Source organism: Micromonospora sp. NPDC051924 (genome assembly GCF_055586005.1).
In genome coordinates, this window is record NZ_JBVJJA010000073.1 from 1 (window position 1) to 23319 (window position 23319).

The 23319-nt window shown below is 74.2% G+C and carries 3 protein-coding genes; all 3 read left to right on the forward strand.

Annotation, left to right across the window (positions count from 1 at the left end; genetic code table 11):
- The coding region (locus ACZ6S5_RS32760; RefSeq protein WP_466006136.1) for a type I polyketide synthase at nt 1-3479 on the forward strand (3479 nt) is incomplete at its 5' end.
- Nucleotides 3469-21195 carry an SDR family NAD(P)-dependent oxidoreductase gene (locus ACZ6S5_RS32765; RefSeq protein ID WP_466006137.1) on the forward strand — a complete coding sequence of 5909 codons (17727 nt, stop codon included), beginning with the start codon at nt 3469-3471 and terminating at the stop codon, nt 21193-21195. The genes ACZ6S5_RS32760 and ACZ6S5_RS32765, both read left to right, overlap by 11 nt.
- 46 nt (nt 21196-21241) lie before the next feature.
- On the forward strand, nt 21242-23319 hold a 2078-nt coding region (locus ACZ6S5_RS32770), incomplete at its 3' end, for a type I polyketide synthase (RefSeq protein ID WP_466006138.1).

The window sequence follows — 23319 nt, forward strand, 5'->3', positions numbered from 1 at the left end:
TCGAAGGCACCGGCAGCATGCTCGCCGTCACCGGCCCCACCCCGCAAGAGCTGATCGAACTCCTCCCGCAGCTCGTACCGAACCACGCAGACGAGCTGCACCTCGCCGCGCACAACGGCCCCGCCGCCTGCGTCCTCTCCGGCAGCTCGGTCGCCGTCGAGGAAGCCCACCGGGCGCTCACCGACCACGACGTGACAGCCCGAATCATCCCCGTCAGCTACGCCAGCCACAGCCCCCACGTCGACCCCCTCCACCCGGAACTGACCAGCGCGGCCGTCGACAGCCGGGCCACCGACACCACCTTCTACAGCAGCACCCGCCAGCAGGCCCTCCCCGCCACCGAACTCACCACCGACTACTGGTGGGACAACCTCCGCCAACCCGTCCACTTCCACCCCACCCTCCAACACCTGATCGCCGACGGACACCACACCCTCATCGAGATCAGCCCCCACCCCCTGCTCACCACCACCATCGACGCCGAGGCCACCGCCCTGCACACCCTGCGCCGCGACGCCGACCCCTGGCACACCCTGCTCACCAACACCGCCCACCTGCACACCCACACCACCCACCCCATCGCCTGGAGTCACCTCATCCCCGAGACCCGGGCACACGCCACCCCGCCCAGCTACCCCTTCCACCACCGGAGCTACTGGCTCACCGCCGCTCCCGCCGGCGACACCCACCACCTCGGACTGCGACCCAGCACGCACCCGATCCTGCCGGCGGCCCTGGAGCTGGCCGGTACGCCGGACGTGGTCCTGACCGGTCGCCTGGGCGTCGGCGAGCAGACCTGGCTGGCCGGACACCGGCTGCTAGGCAGGGTGCTGCTGCCGCCGACCGCCACTTTGGACCTGGCCCTGCACGCGGCCGATCAGGTGGGGTGCGACCAGGTTGACGAGCTGACCGTGTGGGAACCGGTGGCGCCGCCGCAGCAGGGGCACGTACGGGTCCAGGTGACCGTGACCGCCCCCGACGAGTCCGGCCGGCGGCCGATCACGATCCACGCGGCGGCCGACGGCGGCGACGCGGAGGTCGTCTGGCGCCGGCACGCCACCGGGCTGCTCTCCTCGTCGGACGCCCCGGCGCCCCGTCCGGACGCCGCCTGGCCACCGCCCGGGTGGGCGCCGGTCGACCTGGCCGCGCTGCGGGAGGGGGTGGCGGCCGCCGGTGGCGAGCCGGGCAGCGGCTGCCCGTCGGCCGGCTGGCAACGCGACGTGGAGTTCGCCGCGGAGGTACGCGTCGACAGCGGGGACGGTCACGTCCTGCACCCGACGCTGCTGGACGCCGCGCTGCGGCTGGTCGCGCCAGAGGGGCGGGGTGGCGACGGCACGGTGGCGTTGCCGATGGCCTGGTCCGGCGTACGGCTGCACGCGGCACCCGCGACCGAGCTGCGGGTCCGGCTGCGCCAGGAGGGCGCGGACGGGTGCGCGCTGGTGGCCATGGACCGGACCGGCTCCCCGGTGCTGTCCGTGGCGAAGGTGGAGTTCCGTCCGGTACGGGTCGACGACCTGCCCGGCGGGACCACCGCCCGAGGGCAAACGTGGCGGTTGGACTGGGTGGCCGTGACGCTGCCGGCGGGTCCGGCCGGCACCGACGGGTGGGTGACCATCGGTCGGCCGGTGCCGGGCTGGGACCTGCCCTGCCACCCCGACCTGGACGCCCTCCGCCAGGCCGTCACGGCCGGCGAGACCGTCGCGCCGGAGCAGGTCATCCTGCCGCTACCCGACCAGCCCAGCGGCGACCACGACGCCGATGTGCCGGCGGCCGTGCACGGGGCCACCGAGGAGCTCCTGCGCACCCTGCAGAGCTTCCTCACCGACCCTGCCTGTGCCGGCGCGCACCTGACCATCCTCACCACCGGCGCCGTGGCCACCGGCGATCACGACCAACTGACCAACCTGCCCGCCGCCACCTGCTGGGGCCTGGTCCGCACCGCCCAGACCGAACACCCCGACCGCATCACCCTCATCGACACCGACCCGGACAGCCTCCGCGTCCTTCCCGCCGCCATCACCAGTGGCCAGCCGCAACTGGCCCTCCGGACCGGCACACCCTTCACCGCCCACCTGAGCCCCGACACCACGCCGGCCACCACACCCGCAGCGGCGACCCGCCCCCGGCCGGTCCCGGAACACCGACCCTTCAATGACGACGGCACCACGCTCATCACCGGCGGCAGCGGCACCCTCGCCCGACACACCGTCACCCATCTCGCCACCCATCACGGCCTGCGCCACCTGCATCTGGTCAGCCGCCAAGGACCCCACCATCCGGCGGCACCGGCACTCGTTCACCAGCTCACCGGCCTCGGCGCCACCGTCACCATCACCACCTGCGACACCACCAACCGCGATCAGCTCGCCGAGGTGATCGACCACATCGACCAGACCCGGCACCCCCTCGGCGCGGTCATCCACACCGCCGGCGCCCTGCACGACGCCACCGTCACCAACCTCACCCCCGATCAGCTGCACTCGACCCTGGACCCCAAGGTCGACGCCGCCTGGCACCTGCACACCCTCACCCACCAGCACCGGTTGACCCACTTCCTCCTCTACTCCTCCATCGCCGCCACCCTCGGCACCGCGGGCCAGGCCAACTACGCCGCCGCGAACTCCTTCGAGAACGCCCTCGCCCACCATCGACAAGCCCTCGGCCTGCCCGCCACCAGCCTCAACTGGGGCTACTGGACCGACACCAGCACGCTCACCGCCCACCTCCATCAGGCGGACCTCCAACGCCTCGAAAACACCGGCATCACCCCCCTGTCCACCACCCACGCCCTCACCCTCCTCAACACCGCCCTCACCACCAGCCGACCCACTCCGATCACCGCCCACCTCAACCCGGCCTACCTCCCCACCCACCTCACCCGATCCATCGCCACCGCACTTGTGAGCACACCCGCCGTGGACTGGTCCGATCTGTTGCGGGACCGGGACGGCGCGGAGCGGCGGCGCACGTTGACCGAGCTGATCCGCGGGCAGTTGGCAAAGGCGCTCGGGCACGCCGACGCGTCGGGGATCGGGGAGAACCGGGGCTTCCTGGAGCTGGGACTGAACTCGCTGACCGCGCTGGAGTTCCGCAACCAGCTCAGCCGGCTCACCGGCCTGCCCCTGGCCGCCACCGTCGTCTTCGATCACCCGACCCCGGCGGCGCTGGCCACGTACCTGACGGAGCAGCTCACGCCGCGCCAGCCCGACCCGGCCGAGCTGGCGCTGGCCGAGCTGGACCGGTTGGAAAGCGCGGTACGGGCGTTGAACGGTGACGCCTCGAACGGGCGGGAGGATCTGGTCAGCCGCCTGCAAGGGCTACTGCACCAGCTCACCGGCGGGCAGCCGGGACCGGCCACGTTCACCGCCGACATCCTCACGGCCACGCCGGAGGAGCTGTTCCACCTGCTCGACCAGGACCTGGACGTTGAACTCACGCAGCTCGATCTCACCGGTGAGGTGGCCACGGATGGCGAATGAGGAGAAGCTGGTCGCGTACCTCAAGCGGGCCACGGCGGACCTGTACCAGACCCGCCAGCGCCTGCAGGAGGTGGAGGAACGCGCCCGGGAGCCGATCGCCATCATCGGGATGGCGTGCCGCTACCCGGGCGGGGTGACCTCCCCGGAGGAGCTGTGGCAGCTGCTGGCCGCCGGCACCGACGCGATCGGCGACTTCCCCACCGACCGGGGCTGGGACCTGGCCACCCTCTACGACCCCGACCCGGAGACCCCGGGCACCACGTACGTGCGGGAGGGCGGCTTCCTCTACGACGCGGGCGACTTCGACCCCGGGTTCTTCGGGATCAGCCCGCGGGAGGCACTGGCCACCGATCCGCAGCAGCGCCTGCTGCTGGAGGCCGCCTGGGAGGCGATCGAGCGGGCCGGCATCGACCCGACCAGCCTGCGCGGCAGCAGCACCGGCGTGTTCACCGGGGTGGTCGCCCAGGACTACGGCCCTCGGCTGCACGAGCGGCACCAGGCGCCGGAGGGGATCGAGGGCTACCTGCTCACCGGCAACACGTCCAGCGTGGTGTCCGGGCGGGTGGCGTACGTGCTGGGCCTGGAGGGGCCGGCGGTCACGGTGGACACGGCGTGCTCATCGTCGCTGGTGGCGCTGCACCTGGCGGCGCAGGCGATCCGGAACGGCGAGTGCGACCTGGCCCTCGCGGGCGGGGTGGCGGTGATGACCACGCCGGACAACTTCGTGGAGTTCGCCCGGCAGCGAGGGTTGGCCGCCGACGGGCGGTGCAAGCCGTTCGCGGCGGCGGCCGACGGCACGGGTTGGGGCGAGGGCGTCGGCCTGTTGCTGGTGGAGCGGCTGTCCCGGGCGCGCCGGCTGGGGCATCCGATCCTGGCGGTGGTCCGCGGGTCGGCGGTCAATCAGGACGGCACGAGCAGTCAGCTCTCCGCCCCGAACGGCCCGTCCCAGGAGCGGGTCATCCGGCAGGCCCTCGCCAACGCGAAGCTGGCCCCCGCCGACGTGGACGCGGTCGAGGCACACGGCACCGGCACCATCCTCGGCGACCCCATCGAGGCCCAGGCTCTCCTCGCCACGTACGGGCGGGAACGCCGGGACGACCAGCCGTTGTGGCTCGGGTCGATCAAGTCGAACATCGGACACACCCAGGCCGCCGCCGGCGTCGCCGGCGTGATCAAGATGATCCTCGCGATGCGGCACGGCACGCTGCCCCGCTCGCTGCACATCGACGCGCCCACCCCGCACGTGAACTGGGGCAGCGGCCGGGTGCGGTTGCTCGACGGGGCGATGGCCTGGTCGCCGGACGGGCAGCCGCGCCGGGCGGGCGTGTCCTCGTTCGGCATCAGCGGCACGAACGCGCACGTGATCCTCGAGGAGGCCCCTGCGGCGGAGGTCGCGGACGCCCCGACTCCCGGCGTCGACCCGTGGGACGGGTGGGCGTCGTGGCAGCTGTCGGCCCGAACGGAGGGCGCCCTCCGTGACCAGGCCGCCCGCCTGGTGGACTGGCTGGGCGCGCACCCGGGCGTCGCGCCGGCCGCGGTCGCCGAGGCGCTGGCCCGGCGGACCCGGTTCCCGCACCGGGCGGCGGTCACCGCCGCCAGCCGGGCGGACTTCGTCGCCGCGCTGACCGCCCTCGCGGCCGGGGAACCGCACCCGCAGCTGAGCGCGGCGGTGCTGGACGGGGCCGGGCCGGTAGCGTTCTGTTTCACCGGTCAGGGCAGCCAGTACCCCGGCATGGGCGCCGACCTCTACGCCACCAACCCCGCCTACCGGGAAGCGTTCGACCAGGCGTGCGACGCCTTGAATCCACACCTGGAACACCGCCTGCAGGACGTGGTCTTCGCCAAAGCCGGCACCGACCTCGCCAGGCTGCTCGACACCACCGCCTACACCCAACCCGCCCTGTTCGCGGTGCACGTGGCCCTGCACCGGGTGGCCACCACCCAACTCGGCCTCACCGCCGACCACCTCACCGGGCATTCCCTCGGCGAGATCAGCGCCGCGCACCTCGCCGGCGTGCTCACCCTCGACGACGCCGCCCTGCTCGTCGCCGCCCGCGCCCGGCTGATGAACAGCGTCACCACACCCGGCGCCATGATCGCGCTGCAAGCCAGCCGCGACGAAGCCGAACAACTCATCGCCGGGCACCCCGGCGTCGCGATCGCCGCCATCAACACCCCCCACACCACCGTCATCAGCGGCGACCAGGACGTGTGCGAGCAACTCGCCACCCGATGGCGGGACAGCGGCCGCAAGGCCACCGCCCTGACGGTCAGCCACGCCTTCCACTCACCCCACATGACCACCATCGCTGACGAATTCCGCGACGTCGCGGCGGGCCTCAGCTACCAACCGCCCCGGCTGCCGGTGGTCAGCAACGTCACCGGACACACCGCCACCACCAGCCAACTCACCGACCCCGACTACTGGGTCCGGCACATCCTCGAACCCGTCCACTACGCCGACGGCATCACCACCCTCCACGACCAGCACGGCGTCCGCACCTTCGTCGAACTCGGACCCGACGCCACGCTCACCGCGCTGCACCAGCAGACGCTGAGCGACGTCATCGCCCTGCCGGCCCTGCACCGCAAGCGGCCTCACCAGCAGACCCTGCTCGCGGCCGCCGCCACCGTCGGCGCGGGCCCCACCGGCACCGACGCCCACCTGGACCTGCCCACCTACCCGTTCCAGCACACCCACCACTGGCTGGTGACCGGGGCCGCCACCCGTCCGGCCGACCTGGGGCTGCGGCCGAGCACCCATCCGTTGCTCGGCGGGCGGCTCGACCTGGCCACCGACGCCCGGACGATCCTCACCGGACGGTTGTCGCGGGCCACCCATCCGTGGCTGGTCGACCACACCATCGCCGACCGGTGCCTGCTGCCCGCCACCGCCCTGGTCGACCTGGTGCTGCACGCCGGGGCGGCCGGCGGGCACCCGTACCTGGACGAGCTGACCCTGCACAGCCCGCTGGCGCTGCCCACGGACGGCGCGGTGGAGATACAGGTCGTCCTCGCCGAGCCGGCGGACGGACACCGGACGGTCGAGGTGCACTCCCGGGCCGCCGGGGAGACCGACGGCCCGTGGACGAGGAACGCCGCGGGCCGGCTGACCGCCACCGGCGCGGCCGAGGCGGCGGGGTGGCCGGCCGCGTGGCCGCCCGCCGGGGCCACCCCGCTGGACGTCGACGGGCTGTACGACGAGCTGGCCGAGCTGGGTTACCGGTACGGGCCGGCGTTCCAGGGCCTGCGCCGGGCGTGGCGGGCGGGTGACGACCTCTACGCGGAGGTGACGCTGCCGGAGCGCGCCCGGGTCGACGTGGACCGGTTCGGCGTACACCCGGCGTTGCTGGATGCGGCGCTGCACGTCCTGGGGGTGACCGACGACGTGCGGGACGGCGTCTGGCTGCCGTTCGTCTGGTCCGGGGTGCGGCTGCACGCGACCGGGGCGACCTCGCTGCGGGTCCGCCTGTCCCGCCCGGCGCCCGACCGCGCCGAACTGGCCGTACACGACCCCGCCGGGCAACCCGTGCTGGCGGCCCGGTCGCTGGTGCTGCGGCAGATACCGCGCCAGGGCACCGGGCCGGGCGCACCGCGGGTGGATCCGCAGTGGCTGCTGCACGTCGACTGGCCGGTCCTCGCCGCAGCGGCCGGCGGGGACGGCCCGGAGGACCCCCACCTCGCCGTGCTCGGCATCGACGGGGCCGCCGCCGACCCGCTGCGCCGGGCCGTGCCGGCCGCGCCGGCCGCCGAAACGCTGGAGACGGTACGCGCCGTCGGCGCGGACGCCGTGCTGCTGCCGTGCTGGACCACTGCCGGCGCGGACGGCGACGCGACGGACGTCGACGTGCGGGCAGCGGCGCACCGGTTGACGGAGTCGTTGCTGTCGCGGTTGCAGGAGTGGCTGGCGGACGAGGGGCTGGCCGGCACCCGGTTGGTGGTGCTGACCCGGGGTGCGGTGAGCACCGGGGTGGACGACCGGATCACCGACCTGGCCGGGGCCGCCTGCTGGGGACTGGTGCGCTCCGCCCAGACCGAGCATCCGGACCGGATCACCATCGTCGACCTCGACCCGGCCGATACGGACGATCTGACCGAACTGCTGGCCCGGGCGGTGGGCTCCGGCGAGCCGCAGGTGGCCATCCGCGACGGTCGGCTGCACGTGCCGCGCCTCTCTCCCGCCCACACGACGGCGGGGCTACCCGTGCCGGACGGTGAGGCCTGGCGGTTGGAGACCACCTCGGGCGGCAGCCTGGACAACCTTCGGCTCGCCCACTGCCCCGACTACGCCGCACCCCTGCAACCCCACCAGATCCGCGTCCGACTCCACGCCGGCGGCGTCAACTTCCGCGACGTCGTCGTCGCCCTCGGCATCGTCAACGACCCCCGCCCCATCGGCGGCGAAGGCGCCGGCACCATCACCGAAACCGGCAGCGCGGTAACGAACCTGCACATCGGCCAACACGTCATGGGCCTGTTCAACGGCATCGGCCCCACCGCCGTCACCGACCACCGACTCGTCACCCCCATCCCCCACGGCTGGACCCACCCCCAAGCCGCCGTCACACCCATCGCCTACCTCACCGCCTACTACGCCCTCCACGACCTCGCCCACCTCCAACCCGGCGAACACCTCCTCATCCACGCCGCCACCGGCGGCGTCGGCCACGCCGCCATCCACGTAGCCCGCCACCTCCAAGCCCACATCCACACCACCGCCCACCCCACCAAATGGCCCACCCTCCACACCCTCGGCATCACCCCAGAAAACACCGCCAACAGCCGCACCCTCGACTTCGAACACCACTACCGCACCCACACCCCCGGCATCGACGTCATCCTCAACAGCCTCACCGGCGAACACCTCGACGCCAGCGGCCGCCTCCTCACCCCCGGCGGACGCCTCATCGACATGGGCAAAACCGACATCCGCGATCCGCAGACCTGGACCACCCAGCACCCCGGAACCACCTATCAGGCCTTCGACCTCATGGACGCCGGCGAAAACCACATCGCCGCCCTCTACCGACACCTCCAGCCCCTCTTCCACGACGGCACCCTCCCGCCGCTGCCCACCCGCGCCTACGACATCCGCCACTCCCCCGCCGCTTTCCGCCACCTCGCCAACGCCCGCCACATCGGCAAGATCGCCCTCACCCTCCCCCCACCGAACGCCTCCGCCACCGGCACCGGCACCGCCACCACCGCTGGCACCGGCACCACCCTCATCACCGGCGGCACCGGCACCCTCGCCCAACACGTCGCCACCCACCTCGCCACCCACCACGGCGTACGCCACCTCCACCTGCTCGGCCGCCAAGGCCCCCACCACCCCGACACACCCCGCCTCATCCACCAGCTCACCGGCCACGGCACCACCATCACCATCACGGCCTGCGACACCACCGACCGACGTCAACTCACAGAGGTCATCGACCACATCGACCACACCGGACACCCCCTCACCGGCGCCGTCCACACCGCCGGCACACTCCGCGACACCACCCTCACCAACCTCACCCCCCACGACCTGCACGCCACCCTGCACCCCAAGATCGACACCGCCTGGCACCTCCATCACGCCACCCGAAACCACCACCTCACCCACTTCGTGCTCTTCTCGGCGTTCGCCGGCACCCTGGGCACGGGTGGGCAGGCCGGCTACGCGGCGGCGAACACCTTCCTGGACGCCCTGGCGGCGTACCGACGTGCCGAGGGCCTGCCGGCCACCGCGCTGGCCTGGGGTTACTGGAACGACACGAGCGGGATGACCGCTCACCTGACCGACGTGGACCGGGCCCGGATGGCCCGCGCGGGCAGCGTCGGGCTCGACACGGCGGAGGGCCTGGCGCTGCTCGACGCGGCTCTCGCCCACGCCCACCCCAGCCTGGTGCCGGTCAAGCTCCACCTCCCGGCCCTGCGCGACCAGCCGCGCGTACCCGCCATCCTCACCGCCCTCGCCGGGGCGCCGACCCGGCGCGCAGCGGGGGCGGACGGCGGCGACATCGGGGCGGCCCTGGTGGATCGGCTGGCCGACCTCGGCGAGGACGAGCGGCGGGCGGCGCTGGAGGACCTGCTGCGGACCACGGTGGCGGTGGTGCTCGGCCACGCCACGGCCGAGTCCATCCAGCTCGGGCGGGCCTTCCGAGACCTCGGCTTCGACTCGCTGACCTCGGTCGAGCTGCGCAACCGGCTGAGCACCCGCACCGGCCTGCTGCTACCGGCCACCCTCGTCTTCGACCACCCCACCCCGGCGGCCGTGGTCGACTACCTGACGGACCGGTTGCCGGGCCAGGCGGAGCGGGCCGCGCCCGCCACCCGGGCGGTACGCGCACCGGCCGCGGACGAGCCGATCGCGATCGTGGGGATGGCCTGCCGCTATCCGGGTGGGGTCGGCAACCCGGAGGAACTGTGGGAGCTACTGGCCTCCGGCAACGACGCGATCGGGGAGTTCCCGACCGACCGGGGTTGGCGGGTGGAGCGGCTCTACGACCCCCGTCCGGAGCACACCGGCACCACGTACGCGCGGGAGGCCGGCTTCATCGCCGGGGCCACCGACTTCGACGCCGCCTTCTTCGGCATCAGCCCGCGCGAGGCGACCGCGATGGACCCGCAGCAGCGGCTGCTGCTGGAGACCGCGTGGGAGGCGGTCGAGCGGGCCGGCATCGACCCCACCAGCCTGCGCGGCAGCGCCACCGGTGTGTTCACCGGGCTGGCCTTCGACGAGTACGGGCCCCGGATGCACGAGGCGCCGGAGGCGTACGAGGGGTTCCTGCTGACCGGGAACACGACGAGTGTGGCCTCCGGCCGGATCGCCTACGTACTCGGACTGGAAGGCCCCGCGGTCACCGTCGACACCGCCTGCTCCTCCTCACTCGTCGCCATGCACCTGGCCACCCAAGCCATCCGCAACGGCGAATGCGACCTCGCCCTCGCCGGCGGCGTCACCGTCATGGCCACCCCCGGCATGCTCATCGAATTCAGCCGCCAACGCGGACTCGCCCCCGACGGCCGCTGCAAACCCTTCGCCGCCGCCGCCGACGGCACCGGCTGGGGCGAAGGGGCCGGCCTCCTCCTGCTCGAACGGCTGTCGGTGGCCCGGGAACGTGGCCACCAGGTCCTGGCCGTCATCCGCGGCTCCGCCATCAACCAGGACGGCGCCAGCAACGGCCTCACCGCACCCCACGGCCCCTCCCAGGAACGCGTCATCCGCCAAGCCCTCGCCAACGCCCGACTCACCCCCGCCGACGTGGACGCCGTCGAGGCGCACGGCACCGGCACCACCCTCGGCGACCCCATCGAAGCCCAAGCCCTCCTCGCCACCTACGGACAGGAACGCCGGGACGGGCAACCGCTCTGGCTCGGCTCCATCAAGTCGAACATCGGACACACCCAGGCCGCCGCCGGCGTCGCCGGCGTCATCAAGATGATCCTCGCGCTGCGCCACGGCCTGCTCCCCCGCTCACTGCACATCGACGCGCCCACCCCGCACGTCGACTGGAACAGCGGCCACGTCCGCCTCCTCGACCAGCCGGTCGAGTGGACGGCGAACGGGCACCCGCGGCGCGGGGCGGTGTCGTCGTTCGGGGTCAGCGGCACGAACGCGCACGTGATCCTCGAGGAGGCACCCACGGCCGAACCGGTAGCTCCCGTGCCGGCCGGCGACCCGTGGGACGGGTGGGTGTCGTGGGTGCTGTCGGCGAGGACCGAGCCGGCGCTGCGCGCGTACGCCCGGCGGCTGGGCACGTGGCTGGCCGGGCACGAGGAGGTGACGCCGGCCGCCGTCGGGGACGCGCTCGCCCGGCGGGCCCGGTTCCCCTACCGCGCGGTGCTGGTGGCGCGGGGGCGTGACGAGTTCGCCGCCGCGCTGGCCGCGCTTGCCGAGGGGCGACCCCATCCCGTGGTCGACACCGCCACCACCGGCGAGGGCGGCAGGGTGACGTTCTGTTTCACCGGTCAGGGCAGCCAGTACCCCGGCATGGGCGCCGACCTGTACGCCACCAACCCCGCCTACCGGGAAGCCTTCGATCAGGCCTGCGAGGCGTTGAACCCGCACCTGGAGCACCGCCTCCAGGACGTGGTCCTCGGCGAACCCGACAACGACCCCGCCGCCCTGCTCGACACCACCGCCTACACCCAACCGGCCCTGTTCGCCCTGCACGTGGCCCTGCACCGGGTGGCCACCACCCAACTCGGCCTCACCGCCGATTACCTCACCGGACACTCCCTCGGCGAGATCACCGCCGCCCACCTCGCCGGCGTGCTCACCCTCGACGACGCCGCCCTCCTCGTGGCGACTCGGGCCCGGCTGATGAACGGCGTCACCACCCCCGGCGCCATGATCGCGCTGCAAGCCAGCCGCGACGAAGCCGAACAACTCGTCGCCGGGCACCCCGGCGTCGGGATCGCCGCCGTGAACACCCCCCACACCACCGTCATCAGCGGCGACCGGGACACCTGCAAACAACTCGCTGCCCGCTGGCGCGACAGCGGACGCAAGGCCACCGCGCTCAAGGTCAGCCACGCCTTCCACTCACCCCACATGACCGTCGTCGCCGATGAATTCCGCACGGTCGCCGCCAGCCTCACCTACCGACCGCCGACGACCCCGGTCGTCAGCAACGTCACCGGACAACTTGCCACCACCGAACAACTCACCGACCCCGACTACTGGGTCCGGCACATCCTCGAACCCGTCCACTACGCCGACGGCGTCACCACCCTCCACGACCAGCACGGCGTCCGCACCTTCGTCGAACTCGGACCCGACGCCACGCTCACCGCGCTGCACCAGCAGACGCTGACCGACGTCGTCGCCGTCTCCGGCCTGCACCGGGACCGACCCGGGCCGCGTACCCTGCTCGCCGCCGCCGCCACGCTCGATGCCCGCCCGGCGGGCACCCACCCGCACCTCGACCTGCCCACCTACCCGTTCCAGTCGACCCGGCACTGGCTGTCCGGCACGTCCCGGACCACCCCGGCCGACCTGGGCCTGCACCCCACCCGGCACGCCGTGCTGACCACCCGGCTCGACCTGGCCACCGAGGGCGGCACCGTGCTCACCGGACGGCTCGCCGCCGGCTCCTCCTGGCTGGACGACCACCGCGTGCTGGCCACCCGGCTGCTGCCGGCCAGCGGCTTCCTGGACCTGGCCCTGCAGGCCGGCGCCGACACCGGACACCCGTACCTCGCCGAGCTGACCGTGCCCGTCCCGCTGCCCGTGCCGGACGGCCGGGCCGTGCAGGTGCAGGTCGCCGTCGCGGAGGCCGACGACGCCGGCCGGCGTACCGTGACCATCCACGCCCGGGACGCGGAGAGCGGGCCGGACGCGGCCTGGACCCGGCACGGCGACGGCATCCTCACCACGACGCCGCCGGCCGCGCCGCCGGCCGCGCCGCCGGCCGCGCCGGTCTGGCCACCGGCCGGCGCCGCGCCGGTCGACGTCGCCGAGGTGTACGCGCGGCTGGGCGCCGCGGGCTACCGGCACGGGCCGGCGCTGCGCTGTCTGCGCGAGGCCTGGCGGCAGGACGACACGTTCCTGGTCGAGGTCGCCCTCGACGACCTGCAGCGGGCGGAGGCCGCGCGGCACGCGCTGCACCCGGCGCTGCTGGAGGCGGCCCTGCACCCGCTGCTGGCCGACCTGCGGGACACCACGCCGACGGTCACCGGCTGGTCCGGCGTGCGGCTGCTCGCCGCCGGCGCCACGAGGCTCCGGGTGCGGCTGCGGCCCGCCGGGAACGGCCGGTTCCACCTCGACGGGCACGACCCGGCGGGCCAGCTGGTGCTCATCGCCGCGCTCGACACCGGGCCGCTCCCCGTCGACCGGTTGCCCACCGACGGGCCGGTGCCGGAGCTGTACGCCGTCGCCTGGGAGCCACGACCGGTCCCGGAGCGGTCCGGTGAAGGCGACGACGAGCCGGCGTACGTCGCCGGCGGCGTGTGGTCCTACCGGACGCCGGAGGCGGAGCTGGCCGACCCGGTCGGGGCCGCCGGCCGGGCGGTGGCGTTGCTCGACGCGGCGCTCGCCGACCCGGACGGGCCGCGGCTGGTCGTGCTGACCCGGCACGCCGTGGCGGCGCTGCCTGGCGAGGACCCGCGCGACCTGCCCGCCGCCGCCGTGTGGGGCGCCGCCGGCGCCACGCAGGCCGTCGCCCCCGACCGGATGATCCTGGTCGACACCGACGGGCATCCGGAGAGCGACGCCATCCTGGACCGGGCGGTGGCCGCCGCCGGCGCGGCCGGCGAGCCCCGGCTCGCCCTGCGCACCGGCACGATGCTGCTGCACCGGCTGGTCCGCGCGGCCGTCGACGCGGAGCGCCCCGCCGGTTTCGACCCGGACGGCACGGTCCTGGTGACCGGCGACGCGCGGGCCGTGGCGGCGGCGCGGGACCTGGTCACCCGGCACGGGGTACGCCACCTGCTGCTGGCCGGCACCGTCGACGTGGCCCCGGCGGTCGCCGAGCTGACCGGCCTCGGCGCCCGGGTCACCGTCACCGGCGGCGACACCACCGACCCCGGCGCCCTGGCCGACCTGCTCGCCACGGTCGACCCGGCCCGGCCGGTCAGTGCCGTGCTGCACGCCGGGGGCGACCCGGCCACCGGGTGGGCGCTGCACGAGGCGACCCGCCACCTCGACCTGTCGGCGTTCGTGCTGCTCTCCGACCTGGCGGGAGCGCTCGGCACCGCCCGCGAGAGCGACGCGGCGTTCCTCGACGCCCTCGCCGGGCACCGGCGGGCGTACGGGCTCGCCGCGGTCAGCATCGCCGGTGGTACACCGGACGCGCCCAGGCCGGACGGGCTGGTGCCCGCGCCCGCGTCGGCGGTGCTCGACCTGGCGCTCGCCGGCGACGCCGTGGTGCTGTTCGCCGGCCGGGTCACCGCGCCGACCGGACCGGTGCCGGCGCTGCTGCGTGGGCTGTTCCGCGACGGACTGCGCGACGCCGCCGCCGACGCCGGACCACTGACCTACGCCGAGCGGCTCGCCGGCCGGCCGGTGGCGGAGCAGCGGCGGGCCCTGCACGACCTGGTGCTGGGGGCGGTGGCGACGGTGATCGGGCTGGAGTCGGCGGAGACGGTCGACCCGGGGCAGGCGTTCAAGGACCTCGGATTCACCTCGCTCGCCGCCGTGGAGCTGCGCAACCGGCTCGGCGCGGCCACCGGCCTGGCGCTGCCGGCGACGCTGGTGTTCGACCATCCCACCCCGGCGGCGGTGGTCGAGCACCTGCGGGAGCTGGTCTCCGGGGTGCCGGCGGCCCGCGTCGCGGCGCCAGTCCGGGTGGCGGCGGCCGACGAACCGGTGGCGATCATCGGCATGGCCTGCCGCTATCCGGGCGGGGTCGGCTCGCCGGAGCAGCTGTGGCAGCTGGTGGTCTCCGAGGGTGACGCGATCAGCGAGTTCCCGGACGGCCGGGGCTGGGACGTGGACGCCATCTACCACCCGGAGCCGGGGACTCCGGGCACCACGTACACCCGGCACGGCGGGTTCCTGGACGACGCCGCCGGCTTCGACGCGGCCTTCTTCGGCATCAACGCCCGGGAGGCGGCGGCCATGGACCCGCAGCAGCGGCTGCTGTTGGAGACCGCCTGGGAGGCGGTGGAGCGGGCCGGCATCGACCCGGGCGGCCTGCGCGGCACCGCGACGGGCGTGTTCACCGGGGTCATCGACAACGACTACGGGCCCCGGTTCGACGAGGTGCCGGAGGACTACGAGGGCTACCTGATGACCGGGGCGACCACCGCGCTGGCGTCGGGGCGGATCGCGTACACGCTGGGGTTGGAGGGCCCGGCGATGACCGTGGACACGGCGTGCTCGTCGTCGCTGGTGGCGATGCACCTGGCCGCGCAGGCGATCCGCAACGGGGAGTGCGAGCTGGCCCTGGCGGGCGGGGTGACGGTGCTGGCCACGCCCGGTGGCTTCGTGGAGTTCAGCCGGCAGCGGGGCCTGTCCCCGGACGGCCGGTGCAAGCCGTTCGCGGCGGCGGCCGACGGGTTCGGCTTCGCCGAGGGCGTCGGCCTGGTGCTGCTGGAACGGCTCTCCGTGGCCCGGGAACGCGGCCACCGGGTCCTCGCCGTCATCCGCGGCTCGGCGGTCAACCAGGACGGCGCCAGCAACGGCCTCACCGCACCCAACGGGCCGGCGCAGGAGCGGGTGATCCGGCAGGCCCTGGCCAACGCCGGCCTCGCTCCGGCCGACGTTGACGCGGTGGAGGCGCACGGCACCGGCACCACCCTCGGCGACCCGATCGAAGCCCAGGCCCTGCTCGCCACGTACGGGCAGGAACGCCGGGACGACGAGCCGTTGTGGCTCGGCTCGATCAAGTCGAACATCGGGCACACCCAGGCCGCCGCCGGCGTGGCCGGGATCATCAAGATGGTCGTCGCCCTGCAGCAGGGCATGCTGCCCCGGTCGCTGCACATCGACGCGCCCAGCCCGCACGTCGACTGGGACAGCGGCAACGTCCGGCTGCTCGACCGGGTGGTCGACTGGAAGCCGAACGGGCGCCCGCGGCGCGCGGCGGTGTCGGCGTTCGGGATGAGCGGCACCAACGCCCACCTGATCATCGAGGAGGTCTCGGCCTCGGCGGAGCCGGCCGCCGTACCCGTCGTGGTGGCGGCGGACGGGCTGACGGACCTGCCGGGTGGCGGCTGGGTGCCGTGGCTGCTGTCCGCGAAGACCGAGACCGCGCTGCGGGAGTACGCCCGCCGGCTGCGCGACTGGGCGTCCGGCGCGGACGGACTGGACCTCGTCGGGGTGGCGCATGCCCTGGCCGGCCGGTCGGCGTTCCCGCACCGGGCCGTGGTGCTGGGCCGCAGCCTGGACGAGCTCACCGAGGCCCTGACCGCCCTGGCCGACGGGATGGAGCACCGGAACCTGACCGTCGGCGAAGCCCACGACGGTGGCAAGGTCGCCTTCATCTACCCCGGCCAGGGCAGCCAGTGGGCCGCCATGGCCTGCCAGCTCTACCGCACCTCCGCCGTCTTCCGCGACAGCATCGACCGGGCCGACACCGCCCTGCGCCCGCACACCGACTGGTCGCTGCGCGACGTCGTCCTGGAGAAGCCTTCGGCGGCCAGCCTGGACCGGGTGGACGTCGTGCAGCCGACCCTGTTCGCGGTCACCACTGCCCTGACCGCGCTGTGGCGGCACCACGGCCTCACCCCCGACGCGGTCATCGGCCACTCCCAGGGTGAGATCACGGCGGCCCACGCCGCCGGCGCCCTCGCCCTCGATGACGCGGCCCGCCTCATCGCCCACCGCGGCCGGGCCCTCACCACCATCGAGGGCACCGGCGGCATGCTCGCCGTCACCGGCCCCACCCCGGACGAACTGGCCGCCCTACTGGAACGGCTCGTCCCGGAGCACGCTCCTGAGCTGCACCTCGCCGCCCACAACGCCCCCACCGGTTGCGTGCTCTCCGGCGCGCCCGACGCCATCGGGGCGGCCCACGCCGCCCTCACCGACCACGGCCACACCGCCAGGCTCATCCCGGTCAGCTACGCCAGCCACAGCCCGCACGTCGACCCCCTGCACCCGGAACTGACCGGGGTGGCCGTCGACGGCCGGGCCACCGACACCGCCTTCTACAGCAGCACCCGCCAGACCGTGCTGCCCGGCGGCGAGCTGACCACCGACTACTGGTGGGAGAACCTGCGCCAACCCGTCCACTTCCACCCGGCCCTCCAGCAGGTGACCGCCGACGGACACCACACCCTCGTCGAGATCAGCCCCCACCCCCTGCTCGTCGCCGCCATCGAGGCCGACGCCGCCGCCACCTGTCACACGCTGCGCCGCGATGCCGACCCCTGGCACACCCTGCTCACCAACACCGCGCTGCTGCACACCCGGACCACCCATCCGATCGCCTGGACGCGGCTGCTTCCCGGCGCCCGCACCCAGGTCATCCCGCCCACCTATCCCTTCCACCACCAGTCGTACTGGCTGACCGGCCGGCGGCACCGCCGCCCGGACGGGCCGCAGCACCCGCTGCTCACCGGGCAGCTGGCCACCCCCACCGGCCAGCGGCTGCTCACCGGACAGTTCTCCACCCGCAGCCACCCGTGGCTCGTCGACCACGCCATCACCGCCGGCTGCCTGCTGCCGGGGACCGCGTACGTGGACCTCGCCCTGCACGCCGCCGCCGGCACCGGACACCGGCACCTCCACGAGCTCACCCTGCATCAACCGCTGTTCCTCGACGAGCGGCCGGTCGACCTGCAGGTCACCCTCGACCCGCCGGACGAGGAGAACCGGCGCGGCCTGACCGTCCACTCGCGTCCCGCGGGGAGCACCGACGAGACCGCCTGGACGCACCACGCGACCGCCGCCCTCGCCGCCGAGCCCACCACCGCACCGCCGGCCGCCCGCGCCGAGTGGCCGCCGGCCGGCGCCGACCCGCTGGCGGTCGACGGGGTGTACGAATGGTTGGCCGAGCTGGGCTACCGGTACGGGCCGGCGTTCCAGGGCCTGCGGCGGGCGTGGCGGGCGGGCGACGACCTGTACGCCGAGGTGGCGCTGCCGGAACCGGTCCGCGGCGACGTCGACGGGTACGGCGTGCACCCGGCGCTGCTGGACGCCGCGCTGCACGTGCTCGCCCTCGCCGCCGACGGGGACGTGACCCGGTTGCAACTGCCGTTCGTGTGGTCCGGCGTACGGCTGCACGCCACCGGGGCGAGCAGCGTCCGGGTGCACCTGGTACGCCGGGGCGGGGACCAGGCCGCCCTGGTGGTCCACGACCCGGCCGGCCAGCCCGTGCTGGACGCCGAGTCGCTGGTGCTGCGCGAGGTGCCGGTCGAGGGCGCGGAGCGCGGCCGCGTACGGGTGGATCCGCAGTGGCTGCTGCACGTGGACTGGCTTCCGGTCGAGCCGGCCGAGCTGGCCGAGGTCGGCCCGGTGGCGGTGCTGAGTGCCGACGCCGACACGGTCGACCGGTGGTCGGCGGCGTTCGGGGCGGGGTCGGCGTACCCGACGGCGGCCGCACTGGGTGCCACCGGGGCGTCGGCGATACGGACGGTCGTGCTGCCCTGGGAGGGCGCGGGTCCGGTGGTCGACGGGGCGGACACCGACGTGCTGGCCGCCACCCACGGGTCGATCGAGTCGCTGCTGCGGGTGCTGCAGGAGTGGCTGGCCGAGGAGGCGCTGGCCGACACCCGGCTGGTGGTGCTGACCCGGGGTGCGGTGAGCACCGGGGTGGACGACCGGATCACCGACCTGGCGGCCGCGTCGTGCTGGGGAATGCTGCGCACCGGGCTCGCCGAGCACCCCGACCGGATCACCGTGGTGGACCTGGACGGGAAGGCGGAGAGCGTCGCCGCCCTCGGCCGGGCGATCGGATCGGGTGAGCCGCAGGTGGCCATCCGCGACGGTGCGCTGTATGTGCCGCGCCTCCAGCCGGCGCACGTGTCAGCCGGACTGCCGCTGCCGGACGGTGAGGCCTGGCGGTTGGAGACCACCTCGGGCGGGAGCCTGGACAACCTGCGGCTCACCCACTGCCCCGACTACGCCGCACCCCTGCAACCCCACCAGGTCCGCGTCCGACTCCACGCCGGCGGGGTGAACTTCCGCGACGTCGTCGTCGCCCTCGGCATCGTCAACGACCCCCGCCCCATCGGCGGCGAAGGCGCCGGCACGGTCACCGAGATCGGCAGCGCGGTAACGGACCTGCACGTCGGACAACAGGTGATGGGCCTGTTCAACGGCATCGGCGCGAGTGCCGTCACGGACCATCGTCTGGTAACCCCTGTCCCGGATGGCTGGACCCTCAACCAGGCGGCGGCGGCTCCCATCGCCTACCTCACCGCCTACTACGCGCTGCACGACCTCGCTCATCTCCAACCCAGCGAGCACCTGCTCATCCACGCCGCCACCGGCGGCGTCGGCCACGCCGCCATCCACGTAGCCCGCCACCTGCGCGCCCAGATCCACACCACCGCCCACCCCACCAAGTGGTCGACCCTGCATCGCCTGGGCATCACGGAACCCCACATCGCCAACAGCCGCACCGTCGACTTCGAAGACCACTACCGCGCCCACACCCCCGGGATCGACGTCGTCCTCAACAGCCTCACCGGCGAACACCTCGACGCCAGCGGCCGCCTCCTCGGCCGAGGCGGGCGCCTCATCGACATGGGCAAGACCGACATCCGCGACGCCGACGCCTGGGCCACCGACCATCCGCACACCACCTACCAGGCGTTCGACCTGATGGACGGCGGCGAAGACACGATCGCGGCCCTCTACCAGCACCTCCAACCCCTCTTCCACGACGGCACCCTGCCGCCGCTGCCCACCCGCGCCTACGACATCCGTCACGCCCCCGCCGCCCTCCGCCACCTCGCCAACGCCCGCCACACCGGCAAGATCGCCCTCACCCTCCCCGCCCCCGACGTCAACCCGAACGGCACCACCCTCGTCACCGGCGGCACCGGCACCCTGGCTCAACAGGTGGCCACTCACCTCGCCACCCACCACGGCCCGCACCACCTCCACCTGCTCAGCCGCCAAGGCCCCCACCACCCGGACGCGCCCGCCCTCATTCACCAGCTCACCGGGCACGGGGCGACCGTCACCATCACCCGCTGCGACACCACGAACCGGGGCCAGCTCGCCGAGGTCATCGACCACATCGACCACGCCGGACACCCCCTCACCGGCGTCATCCACACCGCCGGCACACTCCGCGACACGACCCTGACCAACCTCACCGCGCAGGACCTGCACGCCACCCTCGATCCCAAGGTGGACACCGCCTGGCACCTCCACGAGGTCACCAGGAATCGCGCGCTCACCCACTTCGTCGTCTTCTCGTCCAGCTCGGGGACCATCGACACGCCGGGTCAGGGCAACTACGCGGCGGCCAACGCGTTCCTCGACGCGCTGGCCCAGCACCGCCGCGACCTCGGCCTGCCGGCGACCAGCACGGCGTGGGGCTACTGGACGCAGAAGACCGGCATGACCGGCCACCTGACCGAGGTGGACCGGGCCCGGATGGCCCGCGCGGGCAGCCTCGGCCTGGAGACCGAGGAAGGGCTCGCCCTCCTCGACGCGGCCCTCACCCACACCCACCCCGACCTCGTCCCCGTCAAGCTCCACCTGCCCACCCTCCGCAGCCAGGAGCGCGTACCCGCGATCCTCAGCGCCCTGGTCGGCGCCCCCACCCGGCGTGCCGCCGGGGAGCAGGTGGCCGGCGGACGGTCGCTCGCCGAGCAGCTCGCAGCCCTGCCCACGGCCGAGCGGCCCCGACTGCTGCTCGACCTGGTCCGCGGCCACGTGGCGGTCGTGCTGGGCCAGGGTTCGCCGACCTCGGTGCCGGCGGGGTCACCGTTCAAGGACCTCGGGTTCGACTCGCTGACCTCGGTGGAGCTGCGCAACCGGCTGCGTGCCGCGACCGGGCTGCAACTGCCGGCCACCCTCGTCTTCGACCACCCGACGCCGGTGGCGGTGGCGGAGTACCTCGCCGGGCAGCTCGCGCCGGCCGAGCAGGCGCCGCCGGCGTCCGTACTCGCCGAACTGGACCGGGTGGAGGCGGCGCTGGCGGTGGCCGCGCTGGACGACGCGGAACGGCGCCGGGCGGAGTACCGGCTGCGCGGCCTGCTGCGCCGGCTGGACGGCCTGCGGCCGGCCGGCGCGGACCTCGACGACGTCGTCGACCTGGAGTCGGCGAGCGACGAGGAGCTGTTCAGCGCACTGGACAAGGAACTCGGCGGTTCCCCGTCGTGACCCGATTGATGATCGCTTCTGCCGGCTCCGACCAGGGGGACGCACGATGAACGACGAAGACAAGCTCCGCAGCTACCTCAAGCGGGCCACCGCCGACCTGCGCTCGACCCGGCAGCGGCTGCACGAGATGGAGGACCGGGCCCACGAACCGGTGGCGATCGTGGGAATGGCCTGCCGGTACCCGGGCGGGATCGACACCCCGGAACAGCTGTGGGACCTGGTCGCCGGTGGCGGCGACGCGATCGGTCCGTTCCCCACCGACCGGGGCTGGGAGCTGGAGTCCCTCTACGACCCGGACCCCGACTCGCCCGGCACCACGTACACCCGCGACGGTGGATTCCTCACCGACGCCCCCGGCTTCGACGCGGCCTTCTTCGGCATCAGCCCGCGCGAGGCGACCGCGATGGACCCGCAGCAGCGGCTGCTGCTGGAGACCGCCTGGGAGGCGGTCGAGCGGGCCGGCATCGACCCGACCAGCCTGCGCGGCAGCGCCACCGGGGTGTTCGCCGGGGTGATCTCGCAGGACTACCTGGCCCGGATGAGCGAACCCGACCCGGACCTGGAGGGGTACCTGGTCACCGGCAACTCGGGCAGCGTGGCGTCGGGGCGGATCGCGTACGTGCTGGGGCTGGAGGGCCCAGCGGTCACCGTGGACACGGCCTGCTCGTCGTCGCTGGTGGCGATGCACCTGGCCGTGCAGGCGATCCGGGGTGGCGAGTGTGACCTGGCGCTCGCGGGTGGGGCCACGGTCCTCGCCCTGCCGCGCCCGTTCATCGAGTTCAGCCGGCAGCGGGGCCTGGCGCCGGACGGCCGGTGCAAGCCGTTCGCCGCCGCCGCCGACGGCACCGGCTGGGGCGAGGGCGTCGGCCTGCTCCTGCTCGAACGGCTCTCCGTTGCCCGGGAGCGCGGCCACCGGATCCTCGCCGTCATCCGCGGCTCGGCGGTCAACCAGGACGGTGCCAGCAACGGGCTCACCGCGCCGAACGGGCCCGCGCAGGAACGGGTGATCCGGCAGGCCCTCGCCAACGCCCGCCTCGCCCCCGCCGACGTGGACGCGGTCGAGGCGCACGGCACCGGCACCACCCTCGGCGACCCCATCGAGGCGCAGGCGCTGCTGGCCACGTACGGGCAGCACCGGCGAGACGGGCAGCCGCTCTGGTTGGGGTCGGTGAAGTCGAACATCGGGCACACCCAGGCCGCCGCCGGCGTCGCCGGGGTGATGAAGATGGCCCTGGCCATGGGGCACGACCTGCTGCCGCGCTCGCTGCACATCGACGCGCCGAGCCCGCACGTGGACTGGACCGCCGGCAACGTCCGGCTGCTGGACGAGCCGGTCGACTGGCGGCGGAACGGGCACCCGCGCCGGGCCGGGGTGTCGTCGTTCGGGGTGAGCGGCACCAACGCGCATCTGATCATCGAGGAGCCGCCGGCGTGGACCGAGGTCGCGGCACCGCCGGCCGAGTCACCGACCGCGCCGGCCGGGCGGACCGAGGTGAGGGACGAGCCGGCCGGCAGCGGATCCGGGCAGATCGGGTCGGGTGCCGCGACGACATCGGTGGGCGTCGTGGACGACGAAGAGCTGTCCGACCTGCCCGGCGGTGGTTGGGTGCCGTGGCTGCTGTCCGCGAAGACCGCGACTGCGCTGCGGGAGCACGCCCGCCGGCTGCGTGGCTGGGCGTCCAACGCCGAGGACCTCGACCTCGCCGGGGTCGCGCACGCCCTCACGGGCCGCACGGTGTTCCCGCACCGGGCCGTGGTGCTGGGCCGCACCCTCGACGAGCTGTCCGAGGCGCTGACCGCCCTGGTCGACGGGGTCGAGCACGACAACCTGACAGTGGGCGAGGCGAGTGACGGCGGAAAGGTCGCCTTCATCTACCCCGGGCAGGGCAGCCAGTGGCCCGCCATGGCCTGCCAGCTCTACCGCACGTCCCCCGTCTTCCGGGACAGCATCGACCGGGCCGACACCGCGCTGCGCCCGCACACCGACTGGTCCCTGCGCGAGGTCATCCTGGAGAAGCCTTCCGCCGCAAGTCTGGACCGGGTCGACGTCGTCCAGCCGACCCTGTTCGCGGTCACCACGGCCCTGACCGCGCTGTGGCGACACCACGGCATCCACCCCGACGC